Consider the following 18,743-nt stretch of genomic DNA (forward strand, 5'->3'; position numbering starts at 1 on the left):
CCCCTCCACGCTTTATTAGCTTTGTCCCTCCGCGCGCCTCCTCATCAATTCCCGCAAGAACCCGCAGCCCAGGATTGAGTCGCCCAGCGTAGCCGCCGCTCGCCCGTACTTGGACTCATCGAAGCCGAGGCCCAAGTCGTGGAGCACCGCGTTCAATAGGTAAACCGAGGAGGGCAGCCCCATCTTGACCCCCCTTAATAACCGCATCAAGGCGTGCATGTGCACCACGTTGCGCAGGGCATCTACCTCGGAGGAGGCCGGCGTCGGTACCTTGAATGGATTGAGGGATATGTTCCTTATGGAGCGGGGAGGCAGGCCGAGCATTCTGGACAGGAAGGGCTTCCTGAAGAGCGACGCCGTCTCAACGGGGAGAGGGGGGACGGAGTCGGCGGTCTCCACGTCTACGCGGCAATTCCAATCCACGCAGGCCACCGCGCTCCTCACTGTTATGGAGCCCCACAGAACCAGGGCGGCTAGGTGCTCCCCACACACCTCCATACCCTATCCCTCGCGGCCGCGTCCTTTATGTAGCCGAACCCCCTCCTCACCACCCCCCTCTTTATGTCGGGGGCGGAGCCGCCGAACTCCTTGGATAAGCACTCCCCCAGTGTCTTGCCGCTCCTCGGCCTCAACGCGGTTGGGTCGACGACCACGGCCTCCTCCCTTATACCCCACGGCTCCTCCCCTGCCTCCCCGTTCGTGGCGACGGCGATCGCCATGGCTCTCCTCGGCCTCACTGTGACCCTATCCCTCAACCTCCTCACCAACTCCTCCCTCCCCAGAAGGAAGTCCGAGGGGTCCGTGAAGGAGAGGCTGAACTTGATGAGGAGCTTCACGTTGGCCACCACCTCGTTCGGTATGTCTAGGGGGGATTGAGTTATCATCACGTAGAACCTGCGGAAGTTGCGGCCGCCCCTCACATGCACAGCCAGCGTGCTCGACTCCCCGCTCAGGAAGAATAGGTGCGCCTCATCGATCACTGCAATCACGTTGGTGGTGCCGGCGGACTCCATGGCCTTGAGGAAGAACACCACGAACGCGACGCGCTGCGTCTCGTTGAGCCCGCTCAGGTCTATCCCGACCGACTTGCCGCGCGTCTTGCTCTCAATCACCTCGCGCAGGAGGGGGTGGGTTGAGGAGAACGCGTCGCCCGTGAAGTAGGCCAGCCTCCTCATCAACCCCTTAGCCGCGTTCTCGTCATCCGTGCCCAGCCTCCGCTCCTCCACCTCCCTGGACAACCCTGCGCTCACCTCCCTGAGGGACTTGCTTGACTTGGCGTGTCTCACGAACAGCAGCTCCATGGCCGGGGTGAAGCGGTAATTGGAGTTGGGGAATCGAATTGCCAAGGCCTCATCCAGTGAATCAAGCATTGCCAGGGGATTGTCCTCGAAGTCGAATGGATTGAGCGGGTAGGGCGCGTGCGAGTCCGTGTACCCCTCATAGGAGCCGAACGCGTCGAACACCACGACCGAGTAATCCCCCCTCACGCTGGACAGGGACTCCTTTATCAGGGTGGACTTGCCCGTCCCAGTGGTTCCAAGAACCAACGCGTGGCCCTCCAGCCTTGGCAAGTAATCGAAGAGCATCATTGGGACCAACTCATTGATAGCGACATGTACCGCGCAACGCCGCTCTTCACCACGTCGCAGGGAACCAGGCACCTGGGCAGAACGCTCCCCAGCGGCCTATCCCTGCCGCCCCACGCGTAGAGCCCGATGGCGGCGGGGCAAGCGGTGAGGGACACCATGTAGCCGGCCGGCAAGTCCCCCGGCGGAAACGCCCTGCGCCTAGCCCTTCGCGCCCGCTCCACCGCAATGTAACCCCCACCCGCTATCCACTCATCCAGCTCCTCTGCCCTCCCGATGAACAACCCGCTCACGCAGGCAATGTCAACGCGCCTCAGCGGCAGCTTGGCCGGCGCCCTCAATTCCTTTATGCGGTTGCTTATCAATACGGCCGAGTCCCTCCCGAGGATCAACCTATCCCCCAACCCAAGCCGCACGGGGGTTCCAACCTCGATCGAGGCCGCGCCCTTCCTCCCCATTAAGGAGTCCAACAGCTTCCTAGCTTCCTTGAACATGATCGATGAAGCGATCCCGGATTAAATACTTAATGCATGGATGGGAGTCCAAGGCGAACAGGGAGACCTGGAGGCAATTCATGGGTCGAGACTCGCCCCTCACCACCATGGACTCCCCGTTCACCACTGCATTTATGGTTGCCGAGAAGGGCCTGCCGCTCACCGCCAAGAACCAATTCAAGGCCCGCCCACCCACTCGACCCCGCCTAGCCAACACCCACTCCCCCTCCCCATCCACGTACGCGTCCCCCTCGAGCCAGAAGGAGAATCCATGCACGGCGACGGACCTCAACAGCTCAACGACCACAGCCAACGCGTGGGGACACGCCTTCCCCCTCGCGCCTGCCTCGCATGGACAGTGAAGCCGATCCCCAACAGGGACGACCACGGCCCCCTCCCCGGATCCCCTGACCACCCAGACATTGCCTGCCCTGCTCACCGCGAACCCGGGGGGAGCGTAGGGGGAGCGAATCGCTATGTCGGCTATCGCTATCGTTGCGCTCACCCCATGGGGTCCAGGTACTCGTCCAGCCTCACGGGGGGAATCACAGGCCTCGCCGCGTCGTCCCTGTACGGGCAAATCGAGTTGACGGGGCACTCCCTGCAGTTTATCGTCTTCAACGTTATCGCCGGCCTGCCCTCAATCATTGAATCCACGTATTCGTGGAACGCGTTCACCACCTCCATCCCCAACGCGGAGGGCAGGAAGAACCCCCTCACGTCGTTATCGTACACGTACAGCAGCGCCGCCCTGGGCTTGCCGTAGAGGGAGGCGTACGCGGCTGCCTGCAGCATGTCCTCCATGGGCGGCCCGCTCCCCCTCAGCTTCTTGAACTTGATCTCCACCACGTGATCCCACTCGGGCACGAATAGGTCGGCCCTCCCCATCAAGGCGAAGCCGCGGTATTCATGAACGGCCTCCCCCGACTCCCTGACTCCGAGCCTCGCCTGGATCTCCGATATTAGGGAGTCGTGAAGCGATGAGCCTATGAATTGGGAGAAGACGTCCCTCATGGTGGACCCCCACCTCCTATCCGAGCCCATGAATCCATGCATGGCGGAGCACCTGACGAACATGGCCACGGGCACCTTATTCGAGTCCGGCCTCCGCATCTTGGAGAGGGACTTCAGCGCTATAATTGACTTCACCAACTCATCCGGCCTAACCCCTCCCAGCACCGCTAAGTCCACGCCCAGGGGGATCCTACCCACCACCTCATCCAAGTCATCCACCCCCGCGAGGAGGGCCATTAACTCCACGTAGTTGCGCGGATCCGGTCCAGCCGCTCTACGCCACTTTATCCTCACCTGCGCCGCGCCCTGGCGAGGTTAAAAAACAAACCCGGCCCTAACCCCTCCCAGCACCGCCCTCCTCCAGAAGCCCCCGCACCTCCTCCTCCCACGCCGGCGTCAACTTGTTCACGTCGTCCAGTATCCTGCCGTATATCTCGAGCAGTCGACGCCCGGCCGGCGTCAATTGAGCCCCGCCCCTCCTCGAGCCGCCGCGCCACCCCCTCACCACGCTGACCCCAAGCCTCCGCTCCATTTTATCAATGTAATTCCACACGAACCTATAAGACATGCCGAGCTCCCTCGCCGCCCTGGATATGGAGCCCGTGCGATCTATGGCGGCCAGTATGTCGTATCCCCCCGGCCCGATAACGCTCTGGCCCCCCACCTCTATCCAAATCCTGTGCCTAACCCTCACCTCCACCCCCATCCCCCTCCGAGATCAGCGAGCCAACTCCCCCAGCAGGTGGCCCAGGACGGGCTTTATCAATTCATTCACGGCCAGCTTGACAGCGTCGGGGGAGCCCGGGAGGCAGAACGCTATGGCGGAATCACCCAGCACGCAGGCACATGCCCTGCTCATCATGGCGTGGGGACCGAGGCTGGCCTCGCTGCGCCTCCTGAACGTCTCCCCGAACCCCTCCACGTCCTTCGTGCACATCTCGGAAACCACGTCAGCCGTCAAGTCCCGCCTCCCCACGCCTGTCCCTCCTATGGTTACCACTACGTTGGCGCCCATGGATTGAAGAACGGCCACGGCGCCCCTCAGGTAATCCCGATTATTGGGAACCAGCACCGGGCTGTAGACCCGCCCAACATCCCTCAACAGGCCCGCGGCCAAGCTGCCCGATTCGTCCTCGTAACTCCCCTCCTCCAAGTACTTGCGGAACCTGGAATCGCTCACCACTATAATTCCTATTACTGGCTCCACCCTGGGCTGTTCATGGGATGGCTTAAACATTGCCCCACCGCTCCTCCCTCAATTAAAAGCCTTCCCCCCTCCCGGGGGCGGGAAATATCGCCAGGCGAAATTTGCCGTGATAAAAAGAGGACAAACCTCGCCTCTTTGAGGCGGGAAGAAAGTTTTTAAGCTTCGTCGGCACATCTTTCTTTATGACGTCCTCCCCTGATCAATCTTCAGAGGATGGGGAGCGGGGGCCGATCACCCCAGCAATACCGGGGGAGGGCGTCCACGAAGTCAAACCTTGAGACCTCGGGGAACCCTCGCCCTTTAGGGCGGGGAGGAGGTCAGTTAAATCGAATTGTCTTGTTAAGATATCTTAGCTGGCATTGCGCACTGCATAATATGCATTAATATAGTTATTTTTTAGTGATCTTTTATAAATGGCGACATATGGGGTTTAACGACATTCGAGGCGCAATCAAGCAATTGGCGTCGAGGCCTCGATACATGGCGATCTTCGCGTCGATGGTCGCCGCCTTAATGGCGATTTACTACTGGCTATTCATTAGTTCAGCGGTGGGCTTCCTGTTGTTTGGCAAGTACTACGCGGCGTACTCGATATCCATGGCAGCCATCCTCTCGGTGATGGTGAGCATGGCCATATCCGTTAACTTGATGGCATACGGCACGCTGTCCAGAGGCAAGCTGGGCGTGTCATCAATGGTTATAGGCGCGTTGCCCGGCGCGTGCTGCACCTCGCTAGTGCCTGCCTTATTGGCATCGCTGGGCGGCTTTTCCTTTGCTGCCTCCATGACTGGAAAGATACAGGGCGCGCTGGGTGAGCTGTCGCCCCTACTGGATTTGGCGGCGGTGGCGTTGGCTGCCATAAGCCTCCATAGGGCCTCCACATACATATGCAGAGGGCATTGCAGGGTTGGTGGGAATGAGGTTTAGAATAATAATTATCATCTTAATGGCTGTTGCGTTGATAGCCGCCGCGTCGATCGTATTGACTCTCCACGGCTCCGGCCACGGCGTCGGCATAACCGTCGGCGATCAAGCTCCCAATGATTGGTTCACGCTTCCGAATGGCACGATCATTTACCTGGATCAATTGAGGGGGCACTACGTCCTACTGTACCTGGTGACGACTTGGTGCGATGCATGCGCATTGGGGGTCTCCATGCTTGGCCACGACGCCGCCGCGTACGCCGCGAGGGGCATCTACGTCGTGATACTGGAGCAGTATAATGACCTGGGGTATCAAGGCATGCCGATAACCAGCTTCGTTCAGAGCTTCGCAGGCAAGCTGCCCGGCAACTTCATGGAAGGCAACGCAAGCCTCCAATTGACGAAGACGTTCAATCCAACGCTTCAACTAGACGTGTACTACTTGGTGTCGCCCAACGGCACTATAATATACAGGGGATTCAACCTACCCAACACCTACGGCGAGTTACTTCCCATAATAGCCAAGCTGAAATAGCAACTCGAGAGGTTCCCATTGAGATGAGCGGGGCCACCGACCACTACTCCCAGAGGGCTAGGTTCCTCCCTCCTTTATTGAGGGGCAGGAGGCCCGGCTTGAAGAGAATGGGTTGATTCGCCGCCCTAATCGTGAAGCAAGCGTCGTTTGATAATCATTCATCTGATTCATTGAGCCTAGCCATGGCCTTTCCCCGCTTCGTGATTAGCCCTCGCCTAGCCTTAGACGCTCTTCCTGATCACCACGACCGGTATGGGAGACCTGGAGACCACCTTCAACGTGACGCTACCAACGAACAAGTCCTCCACGTACCCATAGCCCCTGTGCCCCATCATTATTGCATCGAATCCACCGGCGCTCGCCCTATCGAGTATTATAGAGGCGGGGTCACCCACGACTATCTCGTAGTCCAGGTCGACGCCGCCCAGCCCAATCACCTTGCTCCTCACCGCCCCCACCAGTTCCCTCATCTTGGCCTCCGCCGCCTTCCTGCCCTCCGAGATTATGTTATCGGTTATGAACTCGCTCACCTCGGAGAGGCCGAGCGGTATCACGTATAGCAGCCTAACCCTGCCTATCCTGGCGTAGCTGCTCAACCTACCCAGGCCGTTCACGACCCACTCATCGGTGCCCCGAGAGAAGTCCACCGGAACGAGCATAGCCATCGCCCCCCGGGCCGCCTCGAGGATCCCCATCTCCGCCGCCCTTCCCCGCTCTATCACCTCGACTCCCCGCTCTCCGTAGTACTTCATTACCCTATCCCTCAGCTTTAGGAAGGTTATTATGAAGACGACTTGGAATGCAGGCAGCAACGAGGGCGGCATGGAGGTGAGGAAGGCGGCCTGTGGGCCGAGGGAGGATAGGGCCAGCGTGCTTATGGCTATCGCGGTGGCCTCGTTCTTAGGCACTCCGGTCAGTATGGCTACCATGGCCGAACCATACCTCGACTCCCCCCTCTTGTTCAGCCCCACATACTTGAATAGCACCGTGAGCACCGTGAGGGAAACCGTTCCAAATACCATTGCGGAGTAGAAGATGCCCAGCACGTCCATTATATGGGAGATCAATACGCCGGCATGGGCGAAGAAAATGATGAATATTATCATCATCATGCCCAACATGGTGAGCGTCGGGAAGAGGGGGCTGACCTCCCTGAACCTGGCCTGCCCCATCCTCCTCATCATTGCCTCCCTAATCGGAATTGCGAGAACCAACGGCGCAAGCAGCACCTCTATTATCGTCATGAAGAGCCCCACCTCTATGCTGGAGACGGCGCGCCCCGTCAACGCAACGCCCCTTACTTGATGGACCATCACGCTTATGTAGAGGGACGCCTCGAGCGGTATCACGGCAAGGGACAGTATGAACGATAAGGCGACCATCGCCGTCGCCGCGCTTATGTCGGCCATCATGAGGCCCACGTAGCCTATGCTCATTGATGAACAAGGAACGAGCCAGGCTATGAACAGGCCGAACCTGGCGAATGGGTTTGCAACAAATAGACCGCCCAGCAGCACTGCCATCAATGGACCATACGCGAAGTTCAGCAGCACCACGGCCAACACCAACTTGTAGTTCTTGAATGCGCTGCCCAAGGCCCTCACGTTGAGCATGAGCATCATGGGGAATATCATGACGTAGATGGAGGCTATCTCCAGCAACTGCAGCGCCTGGACGTGATGCTGTACCCAGCCCACGTCCCGATACCCGGCGGCCAGGCCGATCACTATCATCAAGCCCACATAGAGGCCGAGCCACTTATCCATGTGAGATCTTATTTTCTCCAACCCGCTCGCCCTCCGATTCCCAGCAATGCTAGAACCCATGCACTTCCATGGAGAGGCATGGATTATAATAATTGCCAGCAAAGCCTTGAGCCACAAATGAACAGGCGCCGCAGGGCTTGAGGGCCGGGAAGGCCGGGATTCCCCTGAATTGCGGAGGAAATAGTTGGCCTCGAAAAGATGAGATGGCCATTCATGGCATGGATGTAAAACCCTAAAGCGGATCCCGCGGCCGGAACACCCAGGCGGGGGTGGGGGGGAAGGAGGGGTCACTTTATTTCGTCGATTACTATGTCGAGCTCCGCGTCGTATATCTTGTACTTGGTTAGATTGTCGACTATGAACTTCCTGATGTCGTCGATGCTCTTGCCCACCATTGTGACCACGAATCGCTTGTCTCCGCTTATCATGGATATGCTCTTGATGATGCTCTGCGACTTCATGAACTCCAAGGCCTCCCTCATGTGCTCCGGGGGAATATTAAAGAACAGAACAACTTTGTCATACCCCATGGACTTATAATCCACCGCGGCCCTACATCCCTTTATCGCGCCGCTCCGCCGCAGCGCTTCCACTCTATACCTAACCGCCCACAAGCTCCTGCCCACCCGCCTCGCCATTTCCTGGTAAGTGAGCGTGCAATCCTCCTCCAGGATCCTCAGCAATTCCTCATCCAACTCGCGGCGATTGGAGGCGTCGTGAGCCCTCATCATCGCCATGGAGCGGCGAATCGATTATAAAGCTTACCTAATCCTACCTAATGGAGCCACGGCTGGCCTCGATGGTCTGAATCATCGACTAGATCATAGATAATTCATAATGGATGCTTGCTTGCCCATCAATTGCCTCAATATGCCGGACACGTCGTACTTGAAGAGGGCCTTGACTGCCTCCGGCGCGCCCTCCCCCCTGGCAACCATGTTTTGAAACACGTGCGACATGCTCTCCCTTATATGCCAGTTCCCCACCGTCACGTAGTACTCCGGAAGCACCTCCCTTATTATTATAACGGAGCCCGACCTACCCCTGGACTCCAGGTACCGCAGGAGGGAGAGGCGAGCGGCTTGATACCCGCCGTCCAGGAACTTCACCTCCCCCCTCCAATTCTCCCTATCTATCACCACGGCGGGCTCCCCGGAGGCCCATGGAGTGAAGGGGTGCCAGATCTCCACCCACGCCACGCTGAGCGGGCCGGGGCTTATGAGTACCGCGAATCTATTCCATAGATACTCCGTGAAATAGAGCTCGTGAGCGGTGACCCACGGCATTGACCTAACGCGCCTCAGCAAGTCGTTCCCTATGATGGTGTCCACCGCGGTTATTGCCCACCGAGTCGGCACCAACCGCCGCCTCCGCCGCTCCCCCAGGAGGCCCATGGAGAACGCCCTTATTATGGTGTACACATCGACGCCGGCCCCACTCAGCTCCAGCACCGCTCTATCGGCGCTTAAATCATCGAATATCAACTGCTCCAGCCTCCGGGGCAGGAGGGGGGAGCCGCTGACCCGCACCCCCACTGCCCTCACTAGGGGCGGGTGGGGGAGGTCCAGGGGATCCATGGATACCCCGCCCACCGGCGGCCCGTCCGCCTTGACCTCCACGTCCACCGGCCTCAGGGAGGACGCGGCCACGCTGAGTTCCTGCTCGTACAGCCTCAATGGATTGCGCGCATCCACCCTGGCGGCCGAGGCCACCATGGAGGCCCGAAGCCCCAGTATATCCCTTAGCTGGGCCCTCCCCCACCAGCCCATGGGGTCCTCGAACTCCCTGCTCTCATCCCCTGACTTGCCTGGGGGGACTCCAAGCATCACGCTCACCCTCGGGTACCCGCTCTCCCCAACCACCACGCTGGGGGGCGAGGCCCCGTATATCTCCCTGCCCGCTATCTTCAGCACGGGCTTCAGGCTCCTCTGCCTGTCCAGCAGCGGGCACTCCGGCAACCCGCACAGCCTCCTGCGGCCCTTGCACTCCGCGCAGAGGGAGGAGGGTATCCTCACTACCACTCGCGTTAAGCGGGGAAGAGGCTTAAAACGCTATTGGGCAAGCGAGGAAGCGGGATAAGCCGAAACTTATAGGTGGTTTTTGATGAGCCGCCAGCTACCCGCTCTTAGCCTATCACTACGGCCTCCTTCAGCATGTTGCCGGAGCTGAATCTATCGGGCGAGAAGGGAGCGGCTAGATCGCTTAATCTCCCCGTCGCCACGTACTCAGCCATCAACTCGCCCGTGAGGGGGGCCAGCATGAATCCATGCCCGCTGAAGCCGCTGGCCACGTAGAGCCCCTCGGGCCAGTCCCTTCCCCTGCCCATTATGTGGCTGTGGTCCGGGGTCATCTCGTAGAAGCCTGACCATACGCGCATCACCCTGAGGCGGCGGGCGGATGGCATGATCTCCTCCATTGCCCTCGCCCACTTCGTCAACCAGTCCAGCGTGTTCTCGAAGGGCTTGAGGCCCGGCTCGTCCCTCCCCTCAATGCTTCCAATCACCTCCCCCCTCATGGTTTGGGCGACGTATGCGTTCGTCTGCGTGTCTATTATGAATGGCTCCATGAAGTACCTCACGGGCGCCGTGACGCCTATCTCCTTGCGCACCGGGGTTATAGGTAGGTCAATGCCTAATTGAAGCATTAAGTCCTTGGTCCAGGCCCCGGCCGTCACGACGACGCTCTTGGCCTTCGCGAACGCCCTCCTTCCCCTCACCTCGCTCACCTTTCCATTGGTTATGGTTATCTTGGTCACCTCGGAGTTCTCCACGTACTCCACGCCCAGGTCCCTCCCCCTCGTGTAGTACCCAGCCATCACGTAGTCGTGGTGGAACTCCCCGTCCTGCTCGCCCAGCACTGCCCCCACGTACCTGGACTTATCTATGTAGGGGTACCTCTCGGCGAGCTCCTCCCTGGTGAGGAACTTGACTGGAACGCCGAGGGGCTTCCATACCTTCTCGTTCAACTCCCTGTATTGATTCAAAATCCTCTCCTCCCTCGCCAGCCAGAGGTACCCGCTTCTCTTGAAGATGGCGTTCCACCCCAGCTCCCCGGACAGCCTCTCCATTATTCTGGCGGACTCGATGGCGTACCTCGTGTTCTCCGCGTTACCGAAGTGAACCCTGAACCTGGAGACGTTCCTAGTCGAGCTGCCGCCCCCCAAGTATCCCCGCTCCATTACTACGACCTTCAAGCCCCTCCGCGCGAGGCCGTACGCGGTGGCGAGCCCCACCACGCCGCCCCCCACCACCACGACGTCCCCCACGAAGGACTGGAGACCGCGTCCCTCCTCACTCACTCGCATCACCCGCGACTCCCATTGGGATTGGATGCAGTGGGAACCTCTGCTTGAAGATCCCCACCTCCCTGGGCTTCTTCTGGAATATCCTCGCCAGTATTAGGGTGGCCGTCATCATGCACAGCTTCCCCTGGCACGCCCCCGTGCCCAGCCCCGTGGTTCGCTTTATCTTCTCCATGGAGGGCGGGCGGAAGTTCCTTGCCTCCAGCGTCTCCTCGTGGAGCACGGTCACCTTGATCTCCTTAACCCCGGTCAACGCCTTCACGTCCTCCAGCAAGTCGCCCAGGCTCACGTCCTCGCAGGGGCATATCAACTCCTCCTCGGCGTCCTCCAGGTTCATCTCGCTTCCCCACTGGGGCACGTTTATCACGTTGGGCTCCACGAATAGGCCTATCTCGTGCAACCCCTTATCCAGCCTCTGGAACGCGTTGAACTGCTTCGGCGACGCCACGTTTATGGCCGTCCTGAACTCGGCGATGGCCTTATCCAGGTCCGCCTCCCCGATCCTCCCCTCCTTGAAGGCTATGCCGGCCGCCACCGCCTTCGCCTGGAGAGGTATCAAGTGCACCGGGATCAAGCCGCCCGCCTCCCCAACCACGTAGGCGTCCGTGGTGCCCATCACCTCCCCGCTCCAGGAGTGCCTGGGAATCATGCCGCCCAGCTCGTGCTCGTAGTAAGCCTCGCCTCCCCACTGAACCACGGCTTCTATCGCCGGCACCCTGGCCGCCGCCACAAGCGCGTCCACCCCCATCCCGACCAGCTTCTCCCTGGTGAGGTTGACCGAGGTCTCCACGTTGAGCTCCCTCGCCAAGTCCCTGTACGCGTCGCTCCTCACCTGCACCGAGTTGTCCAGCAGCGAGACGCTTACGCCGGCCGACTTAATGGCGTGCGCCACCCTCACTCCCCAATCGTCGGAGCCGTAGACCGCCACGGACTTGTGCTTCAACGCGCCGGACTTGAGGAGCGTTAGGTAAGTCCACCCCGTGAATGTGGTGACGGAGGCGTTTCCGGGGTAGACTATGGGGACCTCGCGGGATCCGGTGGCGAACACGACGTACCTATGCCTCAACTTGAACACTGTAGAGCCGTCCAGCGAGTGCGCTATCACGGCGTCCTCCAGCCTTCCATCGAACGCCGCGCCCGTCAGGATGGTGACGTTGGGGTCCCCCTCCAGCCTCCCCGCCAAGTCCCGGATCAACTCGGCCGGCACCTTTCCATCCACCAGCTTCCCCGAGTCCAGCGCGTGGCGGCCCCCAAGGGCCTTGAAGCCCTCCACCACTGTTACCCTGAAGCCCAGCTTGGCCAGCTCACCCGCCACGGAGAGCCCCGCCAGCCCGCCGCCCACCACCAAGGCGTCCCCCGCCACCTCCTTCACGGCCGCCCTCGGCGGTTCCGGAAGCGACTCCACGCCCAAGTGATTCATTTGCCTGGCCATGTTGCTCGCCATCCCCCAGAACCTGATTATCCACTTATTCCTGGGGAACCTGCCCGGCGACGCCATCCTCCTCACCGCCCTCAACCTCATGAGGAAGGGAACCCTGGGGCTCCCCCCGCTCTCTCCCTCGCATTGATTCAACTCGCCCAGGCTAAGCCAGTAACCCTCGCACCACCACTCGCAGCACACGAACCTCCTCTCCTCGCCCGTCCTTGCGCTGTATAATGATTCCTTAACCATTAAGTCACCCACCCGACGTGCTTTTTTAAGTTTAAAACCAGAGCGTAGGGGCCTCCTCATGGCAGCGGAGGATTTCAATAAGGTAGGGGGCGAGCCATTCACCCCGAGAGGCGGTGGTGCCTAGTGCCGAGCAGGTGTCCCTACTTCGTGGCTGAGGGGGTGGCCGGCTCATGCGCTCCCCAGGGGATGAGGGACTTGAGGCGGTGGCGGGGAGAGGGGATAACCGCCGCCGTGGCGGTGCTGGAGGAGTGGGAGATGGAGGAGGACGGGTACCCCCTGAGGCAGTACGTGGAGGACGCGGGGAGGCTTGGCATTGAGGTGCTGCACGTCCCGGTTCGAGACAATCAAGCGCCGCCGCTGGGCGACTTCATCTCCCTGCTGGAGTGGATGGATAGAGCGACGCAGCGCGGCGGGGTGGTGGTTCACTGCAGAGCCGGGGTCGGGAGGAGCCCCACCGTATTGACTGGCTACCTAATGAGGAGGGGGTTGAGTCTGGAGGAGGCGTTCCTGGCCGTGAAGAGGGCTAACCCAGACGCATCCCCCACCCGCGCGCAGTGGGAAGCGCTGGAGGCGTTGAGGAGGGCAGTCCTGGGCTTATGACGAAAGGAACGGCAGGCTCACCCCCTAGGGCCTTCATAACTTCTTTCAGGCAGTGGAGGAAAACTGAGCCTATTTAACCTAGGTTTGGAATATTAAGTATGCTGCTTATAGCCTAACCCCTAGATTAATTCCAAACCAGACCTAAACTGGGGGTTTGATGAAAGGGAAAAAAGCGAGGTCAAGGCGGTAAGGTGAAGGGCAGTTCTCTTTATAAATGTTGAACTCTTTGAGCGTCTTGCTCTTCTTGATGCGATTATTCTCTTCAACTGATAAGTTGAAAGCTAAAAGTAGAGTAGATAAGATCTTTGCTGACCTCCTCCCCGCCCTTGAGGGGGTTTCCCGGGGTCTGGGGGGTTACGCCTCTTTAGGGCTACTTGGCCCCCTCCCCTACTGGTATTGCTGGGGTAGTCGGCCCCAGCCCCCCATCCTCAGAGAGTCGACCAGCAAGAAACAAAAAACCCAAACAAAACATGACCTGAAAACCCACCCCAGCCCCTAGAAGGAGCGAGGCCCGCCCCATCTTTTATCAATCATTTTGTTAAAAACTAAACGAGATGGGCGAGTAACAATGGCGATAGTGAGACTTGAGAGCGTTTCAAAAAGCTATGGTGACGTAATAATATTTAAAGATCTAATTCTCTCCTTCGATGAAAACCTAGTGTACGGTATCGTAGCTCCTAATGGCTACGGAAAAACGACGCTGTTAAGGATAATCCTGGGAATCCTAAAGCCTGACAGCGGTAAGGTTACAGTAAACGCTAAGAGGATATCTTACTTGCCCCAGGACGCAGAGCCTATAGGAGTAATGTCTGCAGTCGACTTTATAGTGAGCTACCTCACCTTGAGAGGACTTGACTCAAGGAGGGCTAAGCAAAAAGCCTTAGAGATGTTGGAGTATTTTAACGTACCTAATAAAGAAGTTGACGAGATGTCTGGAGGACAAAAACAGAGAGTATTGCTAAGTGCAGTATTATCCTTCGACGCTGACCTTTACCTCCTTGACGAGCCCTTAACTTATCTCGATATTGAAGGGATAACAAGGCTAAAGGGAATTATAAAGAAGATGAAAGAAGATGGGAAGACTGTGATAATTTCGTCTCCTACATTATCTGGCATAATTGATGTATTGGATAAAGTCTTGATAATTACTAAGAGTAAGAGGTTTCTACATTTTTCCCCAGAAGAGCTAGTTAAAGAGGCTGAGGATAAGGTAGTGGTGGATAGCGATGAGATTCTTGAAAATTGCTATCAATTATACGAGAAGAACTATCTATGCGAGAAGGGAATAATACCTTCTTATAACTCAATTAGAAAGGCTAACGTTGATGATATAGTCGCTAAAGTGGTCTTTTATGAGTAGGATCATCTTCAGCTATTATTACGGGCTTAAGTTCAGTATAAGACACCCCTTGACATTACTTAGCCTTTATTTCGACTCACTTGCAATCCTCTTCATATTAAGTGTAATAGAGGGGAAGTTGAACGACATTGCACTTATGGGGTCAATTGCATCTACATTAACCCTCTCAGGCTTTTCTTCTGCAGGTGACTTCTCATATTTGACTAGAGTCGTCAAGTTTACGGACATGATTTGGTTCGACGAAGCCGCTAGGAGGAATTATACGGTAAGTATTTATCTCGTAAATCTCCTATTTCCATTACCTCTCGTTTTAGTTTATGTATTGTTATTGTTACTCACTGTAAAATTACCTTTAACTACACTGCTAACTATGTTTGTCGAGATCTTCATGCTTTACCTTACTTCGTCTAATTTGGGGTTGTTCATGGCTTTGAAGATTAGCTGGGCTTATAGGGCTAGGGAGGTATTCTTTATCATAGCTTCTGTGATTACTTTATTACCTCCGGTGTATTACAATGTTAAGTTATTACCTCACTACATGGTCTTTGTTTCCATGCTTTTGCCAACTTCTGCCATTACTGTGTTTTATCAAATTGGAACATCTATAGTTCTTGAATTATCTTTAGTTTCCGAGTTAACATGGTTGATACTTTCATTACTAATTGCATTGAAGTATATTAAGTACATCTACTAAATTACTCAGATTATGTTTTATATAAGGCAGAGATATTTGTGTGGGGACTGTGGTAGGTATTTACTCGGTGATGCTTCTTATCATCACTCTAGGAAGACCTTGAATAGGGCTCAATGCGGGAGGTGCGGCTGGGGATCAGGAGCGACTCCGCGGCGTCTCTTCTAGGCGCGTCTCGACTGGGAGCTGGTCATCGGTTAAGGATAAAAGGGGGCTTTGTCTCGCGTGGTTGATGATTGAGTGGGTCGTGTTTGATTTGGACATGACGTTGCTGGATACCTTCAGGGGCTTCTACAGCGCGTTCATGAAGTGCGTGGAGGAGCACGGCGCGCGGCCCCCGCCCAGCTTCGACTCGTTCCTGGCGGATTACGAGGAGAACCTGCTCAGGTCCTACGTGCCGGGTGGGGCGGATTCATTCCGGTTTTGGAGGCGTTGTTGGTCCATCTACGTGGAGGCGGGGGAGGTGGGGAGGCCCATCCCCGGCATGGCTGAGCTCGTGAAGCGGCTCAAGGATGAGGGGAGGAGGATTATAGTGGCGACGGGGAGGGAGATGGAGAGCGGCTTGGTTAGGAGGGAGATGGAGGCGGCCGGGGTCTCGGGGGTGGACGCCGTTCACTCCCTAGGAGACCTGGGGAGGGGCACTAAGCTGGACCTGCTGCGCGTCGTGATTGAGACCCACGGCATAATCCCCAGGCTGGCCGCGTACGTCACTGACACGCCGCGCGACGTGGAGGCGGGCGTCGCGGTTGGGTTTAACTCGATCGGGTTCGCGTCCTGGACCAGGAGGTTCCCCGGGGTTCCGGTGGCCAGCACGGCGAGCGATGTATACGAGATAATAAAGAGGCTCGACGCGGAGCAGTGAGCAGGTGGCAACGCGCCGTGATTAATGGAGCCCTCATGGGGGCCCTGGGGCTCGTGTTTCGGGCCTATTATGGGTGGTAATGGTTTGTTTTTCCACTAATGTCGGGGGAGGGTTGCCCGGCGATAATCTTTAAAAAAGCGACGTGAATGGACTATCGGGCGGCCGTAGTCTAGTTTGGATCAGGACGACGGCCTTCCACGCCGTAGATCGTGGGTTCAAATCCCACCGGCCGCACCAAAACTATAGCGTTCGAGGCCCGGCTCCTTGAAACCTTCAATTCCAATTTACTCGGAAGATAGGTAACCATTGCATTGCATTAAGTTCAATTCGGCTAAGAGGAGGGATCAGGGCTGGGACTCATGAATGGTCTCGAACTATCTATTCATGCTGACGGCTCCCCGCCTCCTGGAGGGGGCGAGGCTTCCCTTTTAGTTATCAAGCGCTTTGAGGAGGTAGGGGAGGAACTTTCTGGGGCTGCTATGATTCGAAATTGAACTATATTCTACCGCATCTTATTTCCCTGTCGCCGTACGTTAATTTCGCTTCCTGTCTTGCCTATGGTTCGCATGTATCTATAGGAATCATCGATTAAACAACTCAATCAATGCATGTAGAAATTGCGTGTTCTATTTTTGATAACGTAATTATTTCGGAAGTCGGCGTAACTGGATTATTTCTGCCTTGACAGGAGATTATTGAGGCGGTTCCCGTGGTTTGAAATCCCCTGAGGAGGGGCCTCAATCCCCGCACCGGCAATGTATTTAACCGGCGCTGCGCTATTGCTTGAGGCGCTGTGCGGATTGGGAGCGTGGCTGTCCGTAATATTAGGGGGATGGGGTTTAGGGTAAAGGGGGTGCGCGGCGGGGAGGGTGATGCGGTGGAGCTTAGGAGGGTCAACGTGTTGACTGGGTGCAACGGCACGTTCAAGACATCAATTCTTGAGGCATTGACCGCATCCATGCTTGTACTGACTAGCCCGGACCGCGTCCAGCCTCTCTCCATAATTGCCGCAACTCTCAGGATGGATGAGTTCTGGCTCTACAAGCTGTTGGGCGATGGCTTTAAGCTGGAGATCGACGGCATGGAGGTCAGAACCGCCGGCATCGAGGAACTGGGCAGGATAAAGTCTCAATCGCCCTTACCGCCATCCCCGTTCACCAGAATTGCAATGGTGGAAAAGGGCGGCGAGGCCAAGGGCTTTCTCAGGGTGGACGCGACGCCAGCTGGCATGCCTCTCCAGCAAGTCCCTTACTTCGCCACAGTGAGTAGGGTTGATGACGCTAACTACGACTTCATAGCTTTATCGACGCCCAATCCATTGACTCAGCAATTCACGGACTCGCTCATGAAGCTCGTGGACTACGCAAGGGCGATTAGGCTATTCAATGCGGCGTTCGAGGGGCTGGAGGCCAGCTTCATGGGGCTTAAGCCGGATGAGTTCGGCAGACACGATGTTGTGTTCGTCACGAGGGACGGCGAGAGGCCCATACAGTACCTGGGCAGCGGCTACCTAAGCCTGGCCCTTATGGCGCTGGCCGCCTCGAATGGAATAGTCATCTACGACAACGTGGAGCTGCACATGCATCCCTGGCTCATGGAGAAGGCAGCAAAGCTGATCGGGGGCACGGGGGATGTCCAGTGGATAATAACCACGCAGAGCGGCGAAATGCTCAGCTCAATCCTTGAGGCCGCGGATCTTGATGATGTGTTGGTTATCGAGAGCAGTAGAAATAGGTTGCTGAGAACCTACGACGGCGAGGAGGCGAGGAGGAGGATCGAAGAGCTAAACGAGGATTTGAGGGGCAACTGTGTATGGTAAACGGCGGGAGGAAGAGGATGTTCATAATGGAGGGGAAGAGCGACGTCATGTTCTTGCTGGGCTTGATGGGAGTGAAGGAAACTAAGAAAAGGAAGGTCAATGAATTTAAATATGAATGCTACGCCGTGGACGGCGGCACATATGTCTGCAATGGCAATGGAAAGGATCAAGCATGTAAAATGGCCGAGGAGTTACTGGAGGAGGGCGGGTCGATGGACATCCACGTCGTGCTCGACGGCGATGCAGCGAACCTTAAATGCGGCGACGCCGATATGCATCACTTAAATCACTTGAACCTAGATGAACTTGTGTTCGATCTAGTTGAGACCATGCTCCATGGGCATTGCGATGATGAGTTTACGGTTAATCTCCTAAACGCGGAGAGAAGCAATAAGGACAGCAAGAAGAAGGCATACCTAGCTATGTACTTGGCGTGGAAGTTTAGGGAGAAGCTCGGCATCGGCAACGCCAAGTACTGGACCGACATATCCAGCTTTTACCACTGCCTCGGCTCGATCAGCTCAGAGCTGATCCCCGAACTAGATAAGGGGCTAGATAACGTGATTAACCTATTAAGGGATTAACGAAGCCCCGCGAACCCTAGGCCAGGAGCGGCAATACATGACTACCCGTCGTGGAGGAAATCGGCGGTTCGACAAACCCACAAAGGGCATGCCACCCGTTACGGCGATGGCAGAGGTTCCTCCGGAAGACCGAATTGGGGATGACCCAACAATGATAGAGCTTGTATTTCCCCATCGAATGATAGTGCGTGTCCAATTTTTAGTAACATAATTATAAATATTGCTGCAATCGAGACCATATAACAATTCCAGCGACTCGCCTAAATCAACGATTGGCCACACCGGGCTCCCCATGAAGCCCCGCCGCTCTCTACCGCATCTCTCCCCC

General features: G+C 57.0%; 20 protein-coding genes and 1 tRNA gene. 9 read left to right on the plus strand and 12 right to left on the minus strand.

Annotated elements, in window-relative coordinates:
- Positions 1 to 15 precede the first annotated feature (15 nt).
- From ACZ5ZS_RS09015 to ACZ5ZS_RS09045, 7 genes are read right to left on the minus strand one after another with little or no spacing between them, the layout of a single operon-like run.
- Positions 16 to 498: a hypothetical protein gene (locus tag ACZ5ZS_RS09015; RefSeq protein ID WP_188595722.1), complete on the minus strand. Its 483-nt coding sequence runs from the start codon at positions 496 to 498 to the stop codon at positions 16 to 18.
- Entirely contained in the window at positions 474 to 1,589 is a 1,116-nt protein-coding gene (locus ACZ5ZS_RS09020; protein ID WP_188595723.1) for an ATP-binding protein, read from the minus strand. Before ACZ5ZS_RS09020 ends, ACZ5ZS_RS09015 begins: the two co-directional genes overlap by 25 nt.
- Positions 1,586 to 2,080, minus strand: a complete 495-nt coding sequence (locus tag ACZ5ZS_RS09025) for a hypothetical protein (RefSeq protein ID WP_188595724.1) — start codon at positions 2,078 to 2,080, stop codon at positions 1,586 to 1,588. Before ACZ5ZS_RS09025 ends, ACZ5ZS_RS09020 begins: the two co-directional genes overlap by 4 nt.
- Complete coding sequence (locus tag ACZ5ZS_RS09030) at positions 2,064 to 2,585, minus strand: hypothetical protein (RefSeq protein WP_188595725.1); 522 nt, start codon at positions 2,583 to 2,585, stop codon at positions 2,064 to 2,066. The genes ACZ5ZS_RS09025 and ACZ5ZS_RS09030 overlap by 17 nt, the downstream gene beginning before the upstream one ends.
- The gene (locus tag ACZ5ZS_RS09035; RefSeq protein WP_188595726.1) at positions 2,582 to 3,388 is read right to left on the minus strand and encodes a PD-(D/E)XK nuclease family protein; all 807 of its coding nucleotides are present in this window, start codon (positions 3,386 to 3,388) and stop codon (positions 2,582 to 2,584) included. Before ACZ5ZS_RS09035 ends, ACZ5ZS_RS09030 begins: the two co-directional genes overlap by 4 nt.
- A gap of 40 nt (positions 3,389 to 3,428) precedes the next feature.
- Positions 3,429 to 3,794: a winged helix-turn-helix domain-containing protein gene (locus ACZ5ZS_RS09040; RefSeq protein ID WP_188595727.1), complete on the minus strand. Its 366-nt coding sequence runs from the start codon at positions 3,792 to 3,794 to the stop codon at positions 3,429 to 3,431.
- Positions 3,795 to 3,812: 18 nt separating this feature from the next.
- Positions 3,813 to 4,331: a MogA/MoaB family molybdenum cofactor biosynthesis protein gene (locus ACZ5ZS_RS09045; RefSeq protein WP_188595728.1), complete on the minus strand. Its 519-nt coding sequence runs from the start codon at positions 4,329 to 4,331 to the stop codon at positions 3,813 to 3,815.
- A gap of 393 nt (positions 4,332 to 4,724) precedes the next feature.
- On the opposite strand from ACZ5ZS_RS09045, the gene ACZ5ZS_RS09050 reads away from it, so the two are divergent.
- Both ACZ5ZS_RS09050 and ACZ5ZS_RS09055 read left to right on the plus strand, forming a co-directional pair.
- Positions 4,725 to 5,228: a hypothetical protein gene (locus ACZ5ZS_RS09050; RefSeq protein WP_188595729.1), complete on the plus strand. Its 504-nt coding sequence runs from the start codon at positions 4,725 to 4,727 to the stop codon at positions 5,226 to 5,228.
- Positions 5,218 to 5,760: a thioredoxin domain-containing protein gene (locus ACZ5ZS_RS09055; protein WP_188595730.1), complete on the plus strand. Its 543-nt coding sequence runs from the start codon at positions 5,218 to 5,220 to the stop codon at positions 5,758 to 5,760. The genes ACZ5ZS_RS09050 and ACZ5ZS_RS09055 overlap by 11 nt, the downstream gene beginning before the upstream one ends.
- 221 nt (positions 5,761 to 5,981) lie before the next feature.
- Here ACZ5ZS_RS09055 and ACZ5ZS_RS09060 read toward each other — a convergent pair whose 3' ends face one another.
- The 5 genes from ACZ5ZS_RS09060 to ACZ5ZS_RS09080 all read right to left on the minus strand — a co-directional run bounded on the left by ACZ5ZS_RS09060 (position 5,982) and on the right by ACZ5ZS_RS09080 (position 12,499).
- Positions 5,982 to 7,586, minus strand: coding sequence for a universal stress protein (locus ACZ5ZS_RS09060; protein ID WP_188595731.1), 1,605 nt, complete (start codon positions 7,584 to 7,586; stop codon positions 5,982 to 5,984).
- A gap of 227 nt (positions 7,587 to 7,813) precedes the next feature.
- Positions 7,814 to 8,257 (minus strand): Lrp/AsnC family transcriptional regulator, encoded by a 444-nt coding sequence (locus ACZ5ZS_RS09065; protein WP_188595732.1) that lies wholly within the window; start codon positions 8,255 to 8,257, stop codon positions 7,814 to 7,816.
- A 90-nt stretch (positions 8,258 to 8,347) separates the two neighbouring features.
- On the minus strand, positions 8,348 to 9,547 hold the full coding sequence (locus tag ACZ5ZS_RS09070; RefSeq protein WP_188595733.1) for a hypothetical protein: 1,200 nt from the start codon (positions 9,545 to 9,547) through the stop codon (positions 8,348 to 8,350).
- A gap of 104 nt (positions 9,548 to 9,651) precedes the next feature.
- Positions 9,652 to 10,824, minus strand: a complete 1,173-nt coding sequence (locus tag ACZ5ZS_RS09075; protein ID WP_229657621.1) for an NAD(P)/FAD-dependent oxidoreductase — start codon at positions 10,822 to 10,824, stop codon at positions 9,652 to 9,654.
- Positions 10,817 to 12,499, minus strand: a complete 1,683-nt coding sequence (locus ACZ5ZS_RS09080) for an FAD-dependent oxidoreductase (RefSeq protein WP_188595734.1) — start codon at positions 12,497 to 12,499, stop codon at positions 10,817 to 10,819. The genes ACZ5ZS_RS09075 and ACZ5ZS_RS09080 overlap by 8 nt, the downstream gene beginning before the upstream one ends.
- 123 nt (positions 12,500 to 12,622) lie before the next feature.
- Between ACZ5ZS_RS09080 and ACZ5ZS_RS09085 the strand changes: the two genes are divergently transcribed.
- From ACZ5ZS_RS09085 to ACZ5ZS_RS09115, 7 genes are all read left to right on the plus strand, one after another.
- Entirely contained in the window at positions 12,623 to 13,099 is a 477-nt protein-coding gene (locus ACZ5ZS_RS09085) for a protein-tyrosine phosphatase family protein (protein WP_188595735.1), read from the plus strand.
- A 568-nt stretch (positions 13,100 to 13,667) separates the two neighbouring features.
- Positions 13,668 to 14,459 carry an ATP-binding cassette domain-containing protein gene (locus ACZ5ZS_RS09090; RefSeq protein ID WP_188595736.1) on the plus strand — a complete coding sequence of 264 codons (792 nt, stop codon included), beginning with the start codon at positions 13,668 to 13,670 and terminating at the stop codon, positions 14,457 to 14,459.
- Positions 14,452 to 15,153 (plus strand): hypothetical protein, encoded by a 702-nt coding sequence (locus tag ACZ5ZS_RS09095; protein ID WP_188595737.1) that lies wholly within the window; start codon positions 14,452 to 14,454, stop codon positions 15,151 to 15,153. Before ACZ5ZS_RS09090 ends, ACZ5ZS_RS09095 begins: the two co-directional genes overlap by 8 nt.
- A gap of 229 nt (positions 15,154 to 15,382) precedes the next feature.
- Complete coding sequence (locus tag ACZ5ZS_RS09100; RefSeq protein WP_188595738.1) at positions 15,383 to 16,012, plus strand: HAD family hydrolase; 630 nt, start codon at positions 15,383 to 15,385, stop codon at positions 16,010 to 16,012.
- A gap of 158 nt (positions 16,013 to 16,170) precedes the next feature.
- Positions 16,171 to 16,249 (plus strand) — tRNA-Gly (locus tag ACZ5ZS_RS09105).
- A 640-nt stretch (positions 16,250 to 16,889) separates the two neighbouring features.
- Positions 16,890 to 17,831, plus strand: coding sequence for an AAA family ATPase (locus tag ACZ5ZS_RS09110; RefSeq protein ID WP_229657622.1), 942 nt, complete (start codon positions 16,890 to 16,892; stop codon positions 17,829 to 17,831).
- Entirely contained in the window at positions 17,825 to 18,415 is a 591-nt protein-coding gene (locus ACZ5ZS_RS09115; protein WP_188595739.1) for a hypothetical protein, read from the plus strand. The genes ACZ5ZS_RS09110 and ACZ5ZS_RS09115 overlap by 7 nt, the downstream gene beginning before the upstream one ends.
- The last annotated feature ends 328 nt before the right edge of the window (positions 18,416 to 18,743 follow it).

The sequence above is a fragment of the Thermocladium modestius genome (assembly GCF_055398215.1).